Here is a 13,041-nt window from a genome sequence, read left to right as displayed (position 1 = left end):
GCCGCACACGCCCTTGCCGGGGGCGAGGCGCGAGCAGGCGGGCTTGCCCGCGAAGGGGCCGAGCACGAGCTCGCCGCCGCGCAGGAGATACAGCCCCACCCAGTTGACGCCGCCCACGGTCCAGTACAGATAGGCCATGAAGTTGCACAGGTTGGCGAGCGGGTCGCGCTCGGCGGCGGCCAGGGCGGCCAGCCGGGCGGAAATGAGGCGGTAGCGTTCGTCTTTCGTCAGGTTTGCGGGGATTTCGACGGAGATCATCTCACAGGCTCCTTTCGTAGCGGACGCTTTTGCGCCGCGTTTCTGCCGGCATTGTACCATAAAAGACCCCGCGGGCGGCGCGAAGATATTGTACAATGGAGCTGCGCCGGGAAAAATCCGGCGCGAGGAGGAACGAAAAACCATGAAGTACGTCTGTTCGAGATGCGGGAAAGAGGAAGACGCCGCGACGCGAAAGCCGCGCTGCGAGTGCGGCGGGCTGTGGGACCTCGAGTTCGGGAGGCCGAAGTTCAGCCTCGACCTCGTCGACCGGGACGAATGGAGCATTTTCCGCTACCGCGCCTTCATGCCGCCGCTCGGCGAGAACTGGAAGGCCGTCAGCCTCGGCGAGGGGCTGACGCCCGTCGTGCGCTTCGACGACGATCTGTCGCTGAAGATGGATTACTTCATGCCGACGCTGTCGTTCAAAGACCGCGGCGCCGCCGTGCTGGTGTCGCACTGCCGCGCCATCGGCGTGCGGTCGGTGGCGCAGGACAGCAGCGGCAACGCCGGCAACAGCGTGGCGGCCTACTGCGCGCGGGCCGGCATCGCCTGCGAGATCTTCGTGCCCGAAGGCACCTCGCCGAAAAAAATCGACATGATCCGCGCCCACGGCGCGCGGGCCCACGTCGTGCCCGGCTCGCGCGACCACTGCGCCGACGTGTGCCGCGCCGCCGTGCGCGAGCGCGGGCTGTATTACGCCAATCACGTCTACAATCCTTTCTTCTACGAAGGGACCAAGACCTACCTGTACGAGATTTACGAGCAGCTGGGGCGCGTGCCGCGGAACATTTTCGTGCCCGTCGGCAACGGCACGCTCTACCTCGGCGTCGTCAAGGCGCTGGAAGAGTTCCTCGCCGCCGGGATCGTCGCCGCCATGCCCAACGTCGTCCTCATGCAGAGCGAAAACTGCGCGCCGCTGCTGGAAGCGTGGCGCAGCGGCGACACGGAACCGGCGCGGATCGATCCCCGCCCCACGCTGGCCGAGGGCATCGCCATCGGACAGCCGATGCGCGGCGAGGCCATCCTCGCTTCGGTGCGCAAGTACGATTTCAAGATCGTCGCCGTGCCCGAGGACGCGATCCTCGCCTGCCGCCGCGAACTGGCCGCGAAAGGCATTTACTGCGAGCACACGACGGCCGCCAACTACGCCGGCTACCGCCGCTACTGCGAGCTCTACGGCCGCGCGCCCGACAGCGTCATCCCTATGTGCGGCGCGGGGCTGAAATCCGATCATTGAACGGCAAGAACGACGCCCGGCATGAAACAGTGAAAACGGTAACATTACGCCAACGCAGAAGGCGTCGGCGCCGAGATCGAAATGTTCCACGTGGAACATTTCGCGGCAGCGCGTATCGACAGGAGTGAATCGCATGCAACGGAACGGCGGGGAAACGACCATTCAGCTGGATATGAGTCGGGACAAAGCGCGCGTGTACGCGGAACTCGCCGCGTTTCTGGACGAAGCGGCGCGGGCCGCGCGGACGCCGCTGAGCGGCTTTCGCGTCGGCGCGGCGGCGCTGGGAAATTCGGGGCGCGTCTATCTGGGCGCCAATCAGGAGTTCGCAGGGCTGCCGCTGAATTTCACCGTCCACGCCGAGCAGGCCGCGGTGGTCAGCGCCCGCGCGCGCGGCGAAACGCGGCTGACGGCGCTGGCCGTGTCGGCCGCGCCCTGCGGCTACTGCCGCCAGTTTTTGACGGAACTGAAAGCGCCGCTGGACATCGTGCGAAACGGCGAAGCGCGGCCGCTCGGCGCTTATCTGCCGCACGCCTTCGCTCTGGAACGCGGCGGCGAAAACCTGCTTTCCCGCGCCGCGGTTCCGAACGCGGACGATTTGGACGGGCTGGCCTGCGCCGCGGCCGAGAACAGCTACGCGCCCTACACCGGCACGCGCAGCGGACTGGCGCTGCGCACGTCTTCCGGCCGAACCTACGCCGGCTGGCTGCTGGAAAGCGGCGCGACAACCCTTCGCTGACGGCGCTGCAAACGGTCCTGACGCTGCGCGCCCTCGACGGCGCGGCGGACGACGCCGTCGCCGAAGCCGTTCTGGCCGAAGCCGGCCCCGCTCCGCTCGCCCCGCTGCTGCCCGCCCTTCTGGCGGTGGTCGCTCCGCGCGCGGCGGTGCGGACGATCCCTTTGAACGACGCTCCGTAAAAGACACGCCCGCCTTCCCGCCGCATACAAGCGCAGCGGGAGACGGGCTCTTTTTTTAAGAAGAAAATTCCGCTCAAAAACCTTTGGAATTTTGCCGCGAAACGGCGCCGCGCGTTGTTTTTCCGCGGCGGTTTCCGTTCAAACGCCGCGCTCCCCCAGCCGTGCCGTCACGAACAGGCTGTCGGTAAAGACCGGCCGCAGCAGGCGGAAGAACAGCTTCATACTTCCGCGAAGGCGGGACAACAGGCCGCTGTCGCCGTAGTTGCCGACCTCGACGTCGCCGAGGGCGGGGAACAGCGCCTCGACCTGTTCGGGGCGCGCGTCGTATCTGAAGCCCCAGCCGCCGAACAGGCCCGCTTTGATGCCGCGCACGATGCGGTGCGCGTGACGGGCGAAAAACGGCGTGGACGTGTCGAAGAGCACCGCCGCTCCCGGGCTGTGCCGCGCCAGCCGCGCGAACATCGCGTTGAGCGCCTCGGCCTTGAAGTACATGAACACGCCGCAGGCGTAAAACAGATCGACGCGCGGCGGCAGGAGCCCGACAAAATCGGGCTGCAGCACGTCGGCGGCGACAAAATGGTGCGCCGCGTCCTCGGCGTAGACCGCCCGGCGGGCTTCGACGCCGTCGGGCAGGTCGTAGTCGTACCACTGCGCGGCCAGATTGCTGAGGCGGAACGGGCGGCTGTCCAGCCCCGCGCCGAGATTGGCGACCACTCCCTGCGGCTTGTCCTTTAAAATCTTTGCGACGGCGGCGTCGAACACCAGCTCGCGCACCAAAATGCCCGCGTTGACGCGCCCCGTCTCCACGCTTTTGATCTGTGCGGGCGTCAGGCCGCGGACGATCTCTTCCGCCCACGGGTCGCGGAAGTCCTCGCGCGGATCCTGCGAAGCCCGCGCCCGGGCGACGACGGTGATCAGCGCCGTCCCTTCCAGCTCTCGAAGTTTCAGATTCATCATGTCCCTCCTTGCCGCACCGATGAGTTAGTTCATTATAACTCACCCATCCGGCCTTGAGAAGGTACACGTGCCTTGCCCGCGACGGCGGCGTCGCCGACGAGCAGCGCCGGGCCCGGCAGGGCATCCGCAGTACATTCTCGGCCTGTCGAAAGCGCCTCGGTAAACGCGGCTCCCGCCCAAAAGCGCAAAAAAGGATTGCCCGGCCAGTGGATTTGGCCGGGCGATCCTTTGTGTGCGGCAAACGATTCGTTACTTGGCGGGGCGTGTGATCGGGCCGTAGCCGATGAAGTCGTTCCACTCCTGTGGGTAGGGCGTGGTCTTGAAATTGACGTAGCCGAGGGCGTATTTGCCCAGCAGCACGTCGCCGAGGGTCTGCCAGCGCTGGTTGAAATCGACGGCGTTGGCGTAGGCGAAGTCGGTGATCAAGGAAATGGCTTCGTCGCGCTTGCCGGCCTTGATCAGCTCGGCGGCCTTGTCCTGGACCATGGGCGTCAGCACGTAGAGCGGCTGAAGTTTCTCGTCGCGGGCGGCGTGGATGTCCTTGCGGGCGTCCTGATAATGCAGGCCGGCGATCTCCTGGACGCGGGTGTTGACCCACCAGCCGGACTTGCTGTCGTAGGGATGGAAGCGGTCGCCGGTGTTGTAGAAGTCGGGAAGTTTCCTCATGATGGGCCACAGCGGCGTGATGTAGGTGGTGTCGGAAGCGCCGTAGCCGAACCAGCTGATGCCGCGGATCTCTTCGGGCAGGTCGCCGCGGACCTGGGCGATGTGCACGTAGCAGGTGCGCATCATGTTGATGGAACGCTCCCACGTCGAATCGGGCTTGGTCTTGCTGCTATTGGCGAAGCGGATCGGGTTGCCCCAGGGACCGGCCGCGGGCCCCTTGCTGAGGTCATAGGGCGTGCCCTCGTACCAGTCGCCGGTGATGGCGAAGATGTCCTGAACGCTGACCTTCTTGTCGGGGACGACGGACATGGGCAGTTCCATGGCGTTGGGATCGAACGTCTGGCTGGGCGCGATCAGCGACAGCACGCGCCACTCGCGGCGGATGGCGTAGAGTTCGTGGCTGGGGTTGTACACGTCGGCGGGGCTGAAGTTCTTGCGGTCGACTTTTTTGGCGTCGAGGAAGCCGTTCTTGACGGCGAAGTCGACGATGTCGGGGCAGGCCATGACGTTGTCCTTGTCGTCGAGGTTCAGGTTGCGCAGGCGGGCGCGGTTGGCGGCCACGAAGATGTGATCGTCGGGCATGCGCCAGGCGGCCCAGATGCCGTTGCCATAGACTTCGAAGATCCAGACTTCGTTGCCGTCGGTGATGGGCATGGTCTCGCCGGCGTCGTAGAAGCCGTGTTTCTCGACCAGCTCGCCCATGATCTTGGCGGCTTCACGGGCGGTGGAGGCGCGCTCGAGGGCGATGTCCTGAATGCTCCAGGCGTCCAGAGAGCCGACGGCGTCCTTCTCCATGACCTGCTTGACCTTGAGCGCGCGCTCGTCGGTGTCGTCCACGCCGTTGGTGGCTTCGCTCATGGCGACGCCCTTCTCGTTCATGAATGAGTAACGGGAAGAGAAGTAACGGAACGTGTGTTTGACCTGAGGCGTCTCGTCGAGCTTCTGCTGCTCGCCCGGGTAGCCGTGCTGGTCCTTGATGATCGGACGCATCGATCCTTCGGGCCAGTCGGCCTCGGGCACGATGTACAGGCGCGAGTTGGCCGTGCGCGAGTCGTCGTTGTGCGTGATCATGGCGCTGCCGTCGACGCTGGCCTTCTTGCCGACGGCGATGACGGTGCAGGCGAACGACGCCTGGGCGGTCAGCGACAGGGCGAGCAGCGCGCCGACGAGAACTTTGCGGTTCGGTTTCATGAATGAATCCCTCCTGAAAAATTATTTTCTCTCCGGCAGCCGGAGAGGGCGGTGCGAGGGCGGCCGGAGGCCGCCCGGAAAACCAATCGGATTAATCGAGGAACACTTTCTTGGGATCGGCCGTGGCCGGATCGTGCAGGAACGCGCCCAGCCCCTTTTCCTTCAGGTCGGGATGGCGGGGGAACTCCACCAGCAGCTCCTTTTCAGGCTCGTCGATCAGGAAATCGTTCATCTGGTTGATCATCTCGAGCGCGCCCGAAAGGTGACGGCCGACGCGGTCCCACATCGGGTAGCCGACCTTGATGTCGTAGTCGCAGTAGAGCAGGCCGTGCTCGGCCGCCGTCTGCAAAAATTCGTCCTTGCCGTCCATCATCAGCTTCTCGGTGATCTTGCCGGCGACGCGGTCGATGAACGGTTCCGGCGTCTCCATCAGCACCACGTAGGAGTCGCAGAAGTCGCCCGCGTCGCGGTGGCTCAGGCCGCGCAGGCTCTTGGGCGAAGCCTCGCACTTCATCGGGAACTCGGAAGCCGTCAGCACCATCGAAGCCATCATCGCCATGTCCAGCGAACGGTCGTGGGCCACGTAGGTGGCGACCACGGGATACATCAGCGACGCTTCGTGGGAATCGACGAACAGCGTGATGTTTTCCTTGCGGTTGACTTCCATGATCGCGTACGTCAGCTGCTCGGTGAGGTTGCCGTCGGGGCGTCCCGGGTAGGTGCGGTTGAGGTTGCGCGAATCCGTGTAGTCGAGGTTCTGCCCCGAAGGATAGTGCACGTAGGTGAACGGATCGGGCCACTGGTCGACGGGCGCCGTGTTGCGGTCGCCGATGCGGTAGCGGCGCAGACCGTGATCGGTTTCCACGTGGAAGAATTTAGGATAGGCGTTGCCCAGCATGCCCACGGTGGAGGCGCTGTAATTGGCGTGTGGCGCGATCAGCACGCGGCCCTTTTTGACCTTGATGTTTTCCATCATTACGTAGGCCGACATCGACGTGGCAGGTTCGTAGGGGTGCGTGCCGCCGAGGTAGAACATGCTGCTGCCGGGCACGCCCGAGTCGAACACGTACACGGGAGTGTCCACGCCCGTGCCCTTGATCGGCGGGAACCAGTCGGAGAGCATCTTCTTCTCAGTGAACGAGTCGGAGACGACCACCTGCTCCTTGTAGTTGCGAAGCTCCAAAAATTCCCGGCCGCCCAGCCAGGCCATGACGCCCGCGACGGCGAGGAACGCGAGTTTGCGCGCGACGGCGCCTTTTTCGTAGTTGAAGGCCATTTGTCCGTTCCTCCTACTTGATGCGCAGCGCGCGCAGAATGAAGGGGATCAGCGTGTACGCGTAGACGATGTCGTAAACGATCGAGCGACGCGTTTTTCTGAAAAACAGCCCCCTCAGCAGGACGAGGCCGCAGACGCCGGCCATGCCGAAGTAGATGTAGTGGATGATCTCATTGGCGTTGCGCATGAATTCGTCCATGTCCAACCATCCTCCCTAGTAAACGATGAGCCAGCTCAGCTTGTTGGCGTAGATCAGCATGAGCACGGCGACGACGGCCATGAAAATGCAGGGCACGAGAATGGCCCCAAGGAACGACATGTAGCTGCCCTTGTAGCCCGAAACGTCGACCGCGACGCGGCCGGAGATGCGCGAGGGCGGCAGGCAGTCGCCCAGCGGGTAGAGCAGGCTCAGCGCCGTGGCGATGATCGTCACGTTGACGCCCACCGAGTTGAACAGGAAGATCAGCGGCGTGCCGAGGATGATGCCGCTGCTGTAACTGAGCGAGCCCTGCGCAAGCGGCAGCACGAACGGCGCGAAGACGTAGATCAGCACCACCGGCAGCGTCACGAACGTGATCGCGATCAGGCCGCGCACGCCCGTGGCGGTCATGATGTTGACCAGCACGCCGACGCTGATGACCGTCGCCAGCAGCGGGAACACCTGCTCCGAGGTGTTGGCGAGCACTTCGTACCAACGCCTGAAGCCGCTTCTTTTGGGCGAGACCAGCATGGCCACCAGCGTACTGATCAGGAAGATCAGCGGGATGCCCAGCGTCGGGATGCTGAAGGCCGCGTACTTGGAAAGCAGCAGCAGCACGATGAAGACGGCCAGCGGCGCGAGGATGCGGAACCAGTTCATGCCTGCGGGAACTTCGGGGAGCTCGGCCAAGATCTGTTCCTTGGACTCAGGCTTGCCGCCGCGCAGCAGATAGAACACCGTAAAAATCGTGATGAGAACGATCGGCGCCAGCAGCGGCACGTCGAAGCCGACGTAGGGCATGTTGGCCTGGGCGCACATCAGCATCACCCACAGGTTGATGGGCGGCGCCACGGCGGCCAGCATCGAAGTGACGTAGATGAAGGCGACGATCTTCTTGTCGCCGATGCCCATGAAGCGCAGCACCGTCGCCACCATGCCGCCGACCACGAACATGGAAACGCTGCCCGCGCCGGTAAGGGCGCCGGGGATCAGCATGATGATCGCCAGCAGGAAGAAGAGCACCCACTTGGAGCCGTAAAAGCGCTCCACCATCTTGCGCACCAGCGCGTCCATGGCGCCGGTCTCGGAGTAGAAGTTGATGAAGATCGAAGCGGTCAGGAACGTGAAGGCCACGTCGAAATACGTGAACGTGCCTTCCACAAGGAGGCGGACGGGGAATCCCAGCCCGCCCGCCAGAGCTCCGGCGATGGCCGTGACGACCATGGAAAGCTCGGGCGATTTCAGCTTCCAGCTGGCCAGGGCGAAGACGATCACCATGACCGCCAGAACCATAGAAGTTTCGGCGTACATTACGAACCTCCTGTCACAATAAAGAGCGCTCGACCGGCGACGCGGGGGGAAACAGAAACTTTTCTCTCACAGGCCGGGATCCAGCGCTCAGCTTTTGGTGCCGCGAAATTCTACTTGGCGTACATCATCTTGACGAATTCGCCAAGATCCATGGCGCTGTCAAGATAGGTGATGGGGATGTTCTTTTCCTTGGCGAGGTTCGTGAACTTGCCGTCGGCGTCGCCTTCCGTGTTGACCACGATCTGGTCGGCCAGCGGGATGATGGCGTCGATGGAACGCTCGTCGGCGCTGCCCGGCTTGCCGCGGCGGGCCTTGCCTTCGATGTGGGCGGCGATGACCTGGATGCCGAGCTCCTTGGCCTTGGCCATCATCGCGTCGAGACGGACGATCTCCTGATCGATGGTGATGCCGGAAGCGCCCAGCCCTTTGGCGGACGAGCCGATCACCACGATCATGGTTTTGAAGCCGCCGGCGACCAGGTCCTCGGGCTTGGGCTCGGCGTTGTAGGTCAGGTCGTCCACGGCCTTGGCGCGGCGGATCAGCAGACGGCCCATCTTGCCCCCGGGGCCCTGGCCGGCGTTGGTCACCAGCAGCGGCAGATCGCCCTTGGGCGCTTCGGCGCCGGTCACGGCGGCGAACGAACACGCCGAGAGCGCGAGGCACAGCAGCATGATCACAAGCAGCGACAACGAAATCTTCTTCATGAAAAAAGCCTCCTCACAAAAAATTGCGGTCAATCTTTTTTCCGGCGCCGTTTCACCGGAAAATCGCCGCGGCTTATGCCGCAGCATACTGAACTTTTATAAAGCGAAAATGCTTTTTCATCAAGAAGAACATCAAGGTAATATTGTATACTTACCACGACGCGGCGCGTCTTTTGAGCGTCGTCATAAACATAAACGGAACAAAAGCGTACAAAAATCACCGTCGTTGGCCTGAGGCTTTTGTAAGCCATCGGGGTGAAATTTACGAGGCTTTGAGTTCATGGAATCCCCCGAATTTTGTTCGCGAGCGAAACGAATGGTAAACTATAAAAAATATCCGGCTTTCTCCCGCTGCGGGCGAAAGCCGGATATTTTTTTGCTGCCGTTTGCGGCAAAAGCGACATTTTTGCGGCCGTTTAAAGTTCTTTGCCGGTAAGAAGCTTATAGGCTTCTTTGTACTTGCCGATCGTCTTGGCGACGACGTCGGGCGGCAGCGTGCCGTCGTTGCCGGGATGGGTTTTGTACCAGTCGCGGGCGAACTGCTTGTCGAACGACGGCTGGGCGTGTCCCGGCTCGTAGCCGGCCAGCGGCCAGAAACGGCTGCTGTCGGGCGTGAGCATTTCGTCGCCGAGCACGACGCGGCCGTTCTCGTCGACGCCGAACTCGAATTTGGTGTCGGCGATGATGATGCCGCGCGACAGCGCGTAGGCGGCGCACTTTCCGTACAGCGCCAGCGTGCCGTCGCGGATCGTGCGAGCGTACTCCACGCCGCGGCCGGGGAAGTCTTTTTCGAGCAGCGCCGCGCTCCGGTCGAAATCGATGTTCTCGTCGTGATCGCCGATCTCGGCCTTGGTGCTGGGCGTGAAGATCGGCTCGGGCAGCTTCTGGCACTCTTGCAGCCCCGCGGGCAGCCGGACGCCGCAGACGGTGCCGTCCTTTTGGTAGCTGCTCCAGCCGCTGCCGGTGATGTAGCCGCGCACGATGCACTCGACGGGGATCATTTTCAGCTTTTTGCACAGCATGGCGCGGCCCTGGAAGCGGGGGGCGCGGAAAAACTCCGGCATCGCTTCGTTGTCGGTGGTGATCATGTGATTGGCGACGACGTCCCGCGTGAAGTCGAACCAGAAGCGGCTCATCTGCGTGAGCACGGCGCCTTTGCCGCCGACGTGGTTCTTGAGGATAACGTCGAAGACGCTGATGCGGTCGGTGGCGACCATGACGAGATTCTCGCCGAGGTCGTAGAGCTCGCGGACTTTTCCTTCTTTTACGGGGCTGAACTGCTGCATCGTTTGCATCACTCCTGATTTTTCGAAATAATGAGAGTTAATTTCAGCGTTCAGTATAAAGCAAATTCCGCAGGACACAAGAGATAAATAAGAAATGCGAACGAATGTTTTTTGAATCCGTCCGCGCCGGGACGCCGGGCGCGTTGCTCTTTGGCCGCGCAGATTCTATAATAAAGCCGAATGTCAACGGCCGGGCGCGCCGCCGCGCGCCGCCGCAGCTGAAAAATCCTTTCAGCGGAAGGGAGCGAAACCAATGAGCCTGAACGACACGCCGCGCTCCGAGCGGCTGCACATCGGGATTTTCGGACGGCGCAACAGCGGCAAGTCGTCGCTGGTCAACGCGCTCGCCGGGCAGGCGGCGTCCATCGTCAGCGACGTGCCCGGCACCACCGCCGATCCGGTCTACAAGGCGATGGAACTCCGCGGCGTCGGCCCCGCGGTGCTGATCGATACGGCCGGCTTCGACGACGAAGGCGGACTCGGCGCGCTGCGCGTGGCCAAAACGCGCGAGGCCGCCGACCGCACCGACGTGGCGCTGATGGTCTTCGCCGGCGCCGCGCGCCCCGAAGATCTGGAATGGGTCGGGCTGCTGAAATCCAAGGGCGTTCCCGTGATCGCCGTCTTGAACAAGATCGACCGCATGAGCGAAGACGAACGGGGCGCGGCGCTGCGCAGCGTCAAGACCGCGACGGGGCTCGACGCCGTGCCCGTCAGCGCCGCGAACGGCGAGGGCGTGGCGGCGCTGCGCGAAACGCTGCTGACGGCGCTGCCCGAGCGGGAAGACCTGAGCATCACCGGTTCGCTGTGCCGCGCCGGCGACACGGTGGTGCTGGTGATGCCGCAGGACATCCAGGCCCCCAAGGGACGCCTGATCCTGCCGCAGGTGCAGACGATCCGCGAGCTGCTCGACAAAAAATGCCGCGCGCTCTGCGCGACATCCGGCGGTTTTTCGGCGGCGCTGGCGTCGCTGAAAGAACCGCCGGCGCTGGTGATCGTCGATTCGCAGACGTTCGCCGAAATTTATCCGCAGGTCCCGCCGGGCGTGAAGCTGACGTCGTTCTCGATCCTGTTCGCCGGCTACAAGGGCGACGTCGCCGCTTTCGCCGCCGGGGCGCGGGCGCTGGAGAAGCTGACCGGTCGGTCGCGCGTGCTGATCGCCGAAGCCTGCACGCACGTGCCGCTGGAGGAGGACATCGGCCGCGTCAAGATCCCCCGCCTGCTGCGCCGGCGTTTCGGCGCGGGAATTGCGGTGGATTTCGCGCGCGGCGTCGATTTTCCCGCCGATCTCGGCGGCTACGACCTCGTCATCCACTGCGGCGCCTGCATGTTCAACCGCCGCTTCGTGCTCGCCCGCATCGCCGAAGCGCGCGCTCAGGGCGTGCCCATCACCAACTACGGCATCGCGCTGGCGTGGCTGACGGGCATCCTCGACAAGGTCAGCCTCGGCGCAGAGGCGCGTCCATGAGCCGCCGGACGTTCGCCAAGCGCTGCGCCCTGCCGGCGCTGCTGTTTGCGCTCTGGTGGTGGGGCAGCGCCCGTCAGTGGTGGAGTCCATACGTGCTGCCGTCGCCCGTTCAGGTGTGGCGCGCCTTTTGGTCGATGACACGCAGCGGCGCGCTGCTCGGCGATCTGTGGGCCAGCGTGCGCCGGGTCGCCGTCGGGTTTTCCATCTCCTTCGCCCTGGCGTTTACGTTGGGGTTGGCGTCGGCCTGGACGCGGCGCACCGAGTACTACGGGCACCTCGTCGAGTTCTTGCGCCACGTGCCGCCGCTCAGTCTGATCCCGCTGCTGATCCTCTGGTTCGGCATCGGCGAGAAATCCAAGACCGTGCTGATCGTGCTGGCGACGTTTTTCCCCATCTACATGAGCGTCCACAAAGGATTTGTCACCGCCAACACGAAACTGATGGAGGTCGGGCGCACGATGGGATTTTCCAAATGGCGGCTGTTCTCGCGCATCATGTTCCCCTGCGCCGTGCCCGACATTCTCGTGGGCATGCGCATCGGCATCGGCTACAGCTGGCGCGCCATCATCAGCGCGGAGATGATCGCCGCCGCCAGCGGGCTCGGCTACATGATCCTCGACGCCCAGCAGATGTCGCGCTCCGACAAGGTCGTGGCCGGAGTCTTCGTGATCGGCCTCGTCGGCTATCTGACCGACGCGGCGCTGGCGGCGCTGATCGCCCGCGTCGCGCCGGGGGCGGGAGGGGACGACGTTGGCTAGGTACGAGCTGGTCGGCCTGCGCAAGAGCTTCGACCTCGGCGGCGAAAAGCTCCCCGTGCTGCGCGGCCTGGACCTGACGCTGGAAGACGGAGACTTCGTGGTCGTGGCCGGGCGCAGCGGCTGCGGCAAGACGACGCTGCTGCGCATCCTCGCCGGGCTGGAATCCTACGAGGGCGAAGTGCGCGCGCCGGAACGCGCCCGCGTCGGCATGGTCTTTCAGGAGCCGCGCCTGATGCCGTGGCTGAGCGTGTACGACAACGTGGCCTTCGGCGTCGAAAAGCCCGAAAGGGCGCGCATCATGGAGCTGATTCGCGCCGTTCGCCTCGACGGCTTCGAGAACGTCAGACCGGCGCAGCTTTCCGGCGGCATGCAGCACCGCGCCGCACTGGCCCGCGCTCTGGCGCTCGACCCCGGCGTGCTGCTCATGGACGAACCGTTCGCGGCGCTCGACTACTTTACGCGCATGACCATGCAGGAACTGCTCGTCGAACTGTACCAACGCACCGGCGTCACCGTGGTTTTCGTCACTCACAGCATCGACGAGGCGCTGCTGCTCGGGCGCCGGATCGTCGTCCTCGACCGCGGCGTCATCGACGCTCGCTACGACCTCGGCTCACTGCCCTATCCGCGCGATCTTTCGCTGCCCGAAGTGGGCAGGCTGCGCCGGGAGATCCTCGCGCGCATCATGAATCAGACTCTTAACAGGAAAGAGGGGAAAAGATGAAAAAATATTTATGGCTGTGTCTGTTCTGGCTTGTGTCCGCCGCGCCCGTCCGGGCGGTCCCCGCGCCGCTGGAGCGGCTGCGCGTCGCCTTCGC

14 protein-coding genes are annotated in these 13,041 nt (G+C 64.0%); 6 read left to right on the top strand and 8 right to left on the bottom strand.

The features are described 5' to 3' along the window. Window positions 1-258, bottom strand: a 258-nt coding sequence (locus HMPREF7215_RS13985) for a GAF domain-containing protein (RefSeq protein WP_009165733.1), incomplete at its 3' end; no start/stop codon positions are given. 142 nt (window positions 259-400) lie between these two features. Between HMPREF7215_RS13985 and HMPREF7215_RS09935 the strand changes: the two genes are divergently transcribed. Both HMPREF7215_RS09935 and cdd read left to right on the top strand, forming a co-directional pair. Next, a complete protein-coding gene (locus HMPREF7215_RS09935; protein WP_040551105.1) occupies window positions 401-1,495 on the top strand; it encodes a threonine synthase in 1,095 nt (364 codons plus the stop codon). 133 nt (window positions 1,496-1,628) lie between these two features. Further along, window positions 1,629-2,231: a cytidine deaminase gene (gene cdd, locus HMPREF7215_RS09930; protein WP_009165730.1), complete on the top strand. Its 603-nt coding sequence runs from the start codon at window positions 1,629-1,631 to the stop codon at window positions 2,229-2,231. Between the two features lie 317 nt (window positions 2,232-2,548). On the opposite strand, the gene HMPREF7215_RS12520 is transcribed toward cdd, so the two are convergent. From HMPREF7215_RS12520 to HMPREF7215_RS09900, 6 genes are all read right to left on the bottom strand, one after another. Continuing rightward, window positions 2,549-3,364, bottom strand: coding sequence for a class I SAM-dependent methyltransferase (locus HMPREF7215_RS12520; protein ID WP_009165728.1), 816 nt, complete (start codon window positions 3,362-3,364; stop codon window positions 2,549-2,551). Window positions 3,365-3,616: 252 nt separating this feature from the next. Continuing rightward, window positions 3,617-5,224, bottom strand: a complete 1,608-nt coding sequence (locus tag HMPREF7215_RS09920; RefSeq protein ID WP_009165727.1) for a dipeptidase — start codon at window positions 5,222-5,224, stop codon at window positions 3,617-3,619. Window positions 5,225-5,315: 91 nt separating this feature from the next. Continuing rightward, window positions 5,316-6,500 carry a M14 family metallopeptidase gene (locus HMPREF7215_RS09915; RefSeq protein ID WP_009165726.1) on the bottom strand — a complete coding sequence of 395 codons (1,185 nt, stop codon included), beginning with the start codon at window positions 6,498-6,500 and terminating at the stop codon, window positions 5,316-5,318. 13 nt (window positions 6,501-6,513) lie between these two features. Then, window positions 6,514-6,699, bottom strand: a complete 186-nt coding sequence (locus HMPREF7215_RS09910; RefSeq protein ID WP_009165725.1) for a hypothetical protein — start codon at window positions 6,697-6,699, stop codon at window positions 6,514-6,516. A 15-nt stretch (window positions 6,700-6,714) separates the two neighbouring features. Beyond that, window positions 6,715-8,010 (bottom strand): citrate transporter, encoded by a 1,296-nt coding sequence (locus HMPREF7215_RS09905; RefSeq protein WP_009165724.1) that lies wholly within the window; start codon window positions 8,008-8,010, stop codon window positions 6,715-6,717. Between the two features lie 110 nt (window positions 8,011-8,120). Next, complete coding sequence (locus HMPREF7215_RS09900; protein WP_009165723.1) at window positions 8,121-8,714, bottom strand: DUF6305 family protein; 594 nt, start codon at window positions 8,712-8,714, stop codon at window positions 8,121-8,123. Here HMPREF7215_RS09900 and HMPREF7215_RS13325 point away from each other — a divergent pair. Then, window positions 8,713-8,949 carry a hypothetical protein gene (locus tag HMPREF7215_RS13325; RefSeq protein WP_156797521.1) on the top strand — a complete coding sequence of 79 codons (237 nt, stop codon included), beginning with the start codon at window positions 8,713-8,715 and terminating at the stop codon, window positions 8,947-8,949. The two genes, HMPREF7215_RS09900 and HMPREF7215_RS13325, sit on opposite strands and share 2 nt — an antisense overlap. Window positions 8,950-9,130: 181 nt before the next feature. On the opposite strand, the gene HMPREF7215_RS09895 is transcribed toward HMPREF7215_RS13325, so the two are convergent. Beyond that, window positions 9,131-10,000, bottom strand: coding sequence for a phosphoribosylaminoimidazolesuccinocarboxamide synthase (locus HMPREF7215_RS09895; protein ID WP_009165720.1), 870 nt, complete (start codon window positions 9,998-10,000; stop codon window positions 9,131-9,133). A gap of 253 nt (window positions 10,001-10,253) precedes the next feature. On the opposite strand from HMPREF7215_RS09895, the gene hydF reads away from it, so the two are divergent. Genes hydF through HMPREF7215_RS09875 form a run of 3 tightly spaced genes read left to right on the top strand, consistent with a single transcriptional unit; the run spans window position 10,254 to window position 12,947 of the window. Continuing rightward, complete coding sequence (gene hydF / locus HMPREF7215_RS09885; RefSeq protein ID WP_009165718.1) at window positions 10,254-11,465, top strand: [FeFe] hydrogenase H-cluster maturation GTPase HydF; 1,212 nt, start codon at window positions 10,254-10,256, stop codon at window positions 11,463-11,465. Continuing rightward, window positions 11,462-12,223 (top strand): ABC transporter permease, encoded by a 762-nt coding sequence (locus tag HMPREF7215_RS09880; protein ID WP_009165717.1) that lies wholly within the window; start codon window positions 11,462-11,464, stop codon window positions 12,221-12,223. The genes hydF and HMPREF7215_RS09880 overlap by 4 nt, the downstream gene beginning before the upstream one ends. Further along, window positions 12,216-12,947: an ABC transporter ATP-binding protein gene (locus tag HMPREF7215_RS09875; RefSeq protein ID WP_009165716.1), complete on the top strand. Its 732-nt coding sequence runs from the start codon at window positions 12,216-12,218 to the stop codon at window positions 12,945-12,947. The genes HMPREF7215_RS09880 and HMPREF7215_RS09875 overlap by 8 nt, the downstream gene beginning before the upstream one ends. Window positions 12,948-13,041 lie beyond the last annotated feature (94 nt).

Source organism: Pyramidobacter piscolens W5455 (assembly GCF_000177335.1).
Classification (GTDB): domain Bacteria; phylum Synergistota; class Synergistia; order Synergistales; family Dethiosulfovibrionaceae; genus Pyramidobacter; species Pyramidobacter piscolens.
The sequence above is the reverse complement of the archived record's forward strand: the minus strand, read 5'-3'. Positions and strand labels throughout refer to the sequence as shown.

Bases quoted from the DNA above. Each gene is read 5' to 3' on its own strand.
- HMPREF7215_RS09905 (WP_009165724.1), bottom strand. From the start codon at position 8,010: ATGTACGCCGAAACTTCTATGGTTCTGGCGGTCATGGTGATCGTCTTC.
- HMPREF7215_RS12520 (WP_009165728.1), bottom strand. From the start codon at position 3,364: ATGAATCTGAAACTTCGAGAGCTGGAAGGGACGGCGCTGATCACCGTC.
- hydF (WP_009165718.1), top strand. From the start codon at position 10,254: ATGAGCCTGAACGACACGCCGCGCTCCGAGCGGCTGCACATCGGGATT.
- HMPREF7215_RS13325 (WP_156797521.1), top strand. From the start codon at position 8,713: ATGAAAAAAGCCTCCTCACAAAAAATTGCGGTCAATCTTTTTTCCGGC.
- HMPREF7215_RS09895 (WP_009165720.1), bottom strand. From the start codon at position 10,000: ATGCAGCAGTTCAGCCCCGTAAAAGAAGGAAAAGTCCGCGAGCTCTAC.
- HMPREF7215_RS09910 (WP_009165725.1), bottom strand. From the start codon at position 6,699: ATGGACGAATTCATGCGCAACGCCAATGAGATCATCCACTACATCTAC.
- HMPREF7215_RS09900 (WP_009165723.1), bottom strand. From the start codon at position 8,714: ATGAAGAAGATTTCGTTGTCGCTGCTTGTGATCATGCTGCTGTGCCTC.
- HMPREF7215_RS09935 (WP_040551105.1), top strand. From the start codon at position 401: ATGAAGTACGTCTGTTCGAGATGCGGGAAAGAGGAAGACGCCGCGACG.
- HMPREF7215_RS09920 (WP_009165727.1), bottom strand. From the start codon at position 5,224: ATGAAACCGAACCGCAAAGTTCTCGTCGGCGCGCTGCTCGCCCTGTCG.
- HMPREF7215_RS09880 (WP_009165717.1), top strand. From the start codon at position 11,462: ATGAGCCGCCGGACGTTCGCCAAGCGCTGCGCCCTGCCGGCGCTGCTG.
- HMPREF7215_RS09915 (WP_009165726.1), bottom strand. From the start codon at position 6,500: ATGGCCTTCAACTACGAAAAAGGCGCCGTCGCGCGCAAACTCGCGTTC.
- cdd (WP_009165730.1), top strand. From the start codon at position 1,629: ATGCAACGGAACGGCGGGGAAACGACCATTCAGCTGGATATGAGTCGG.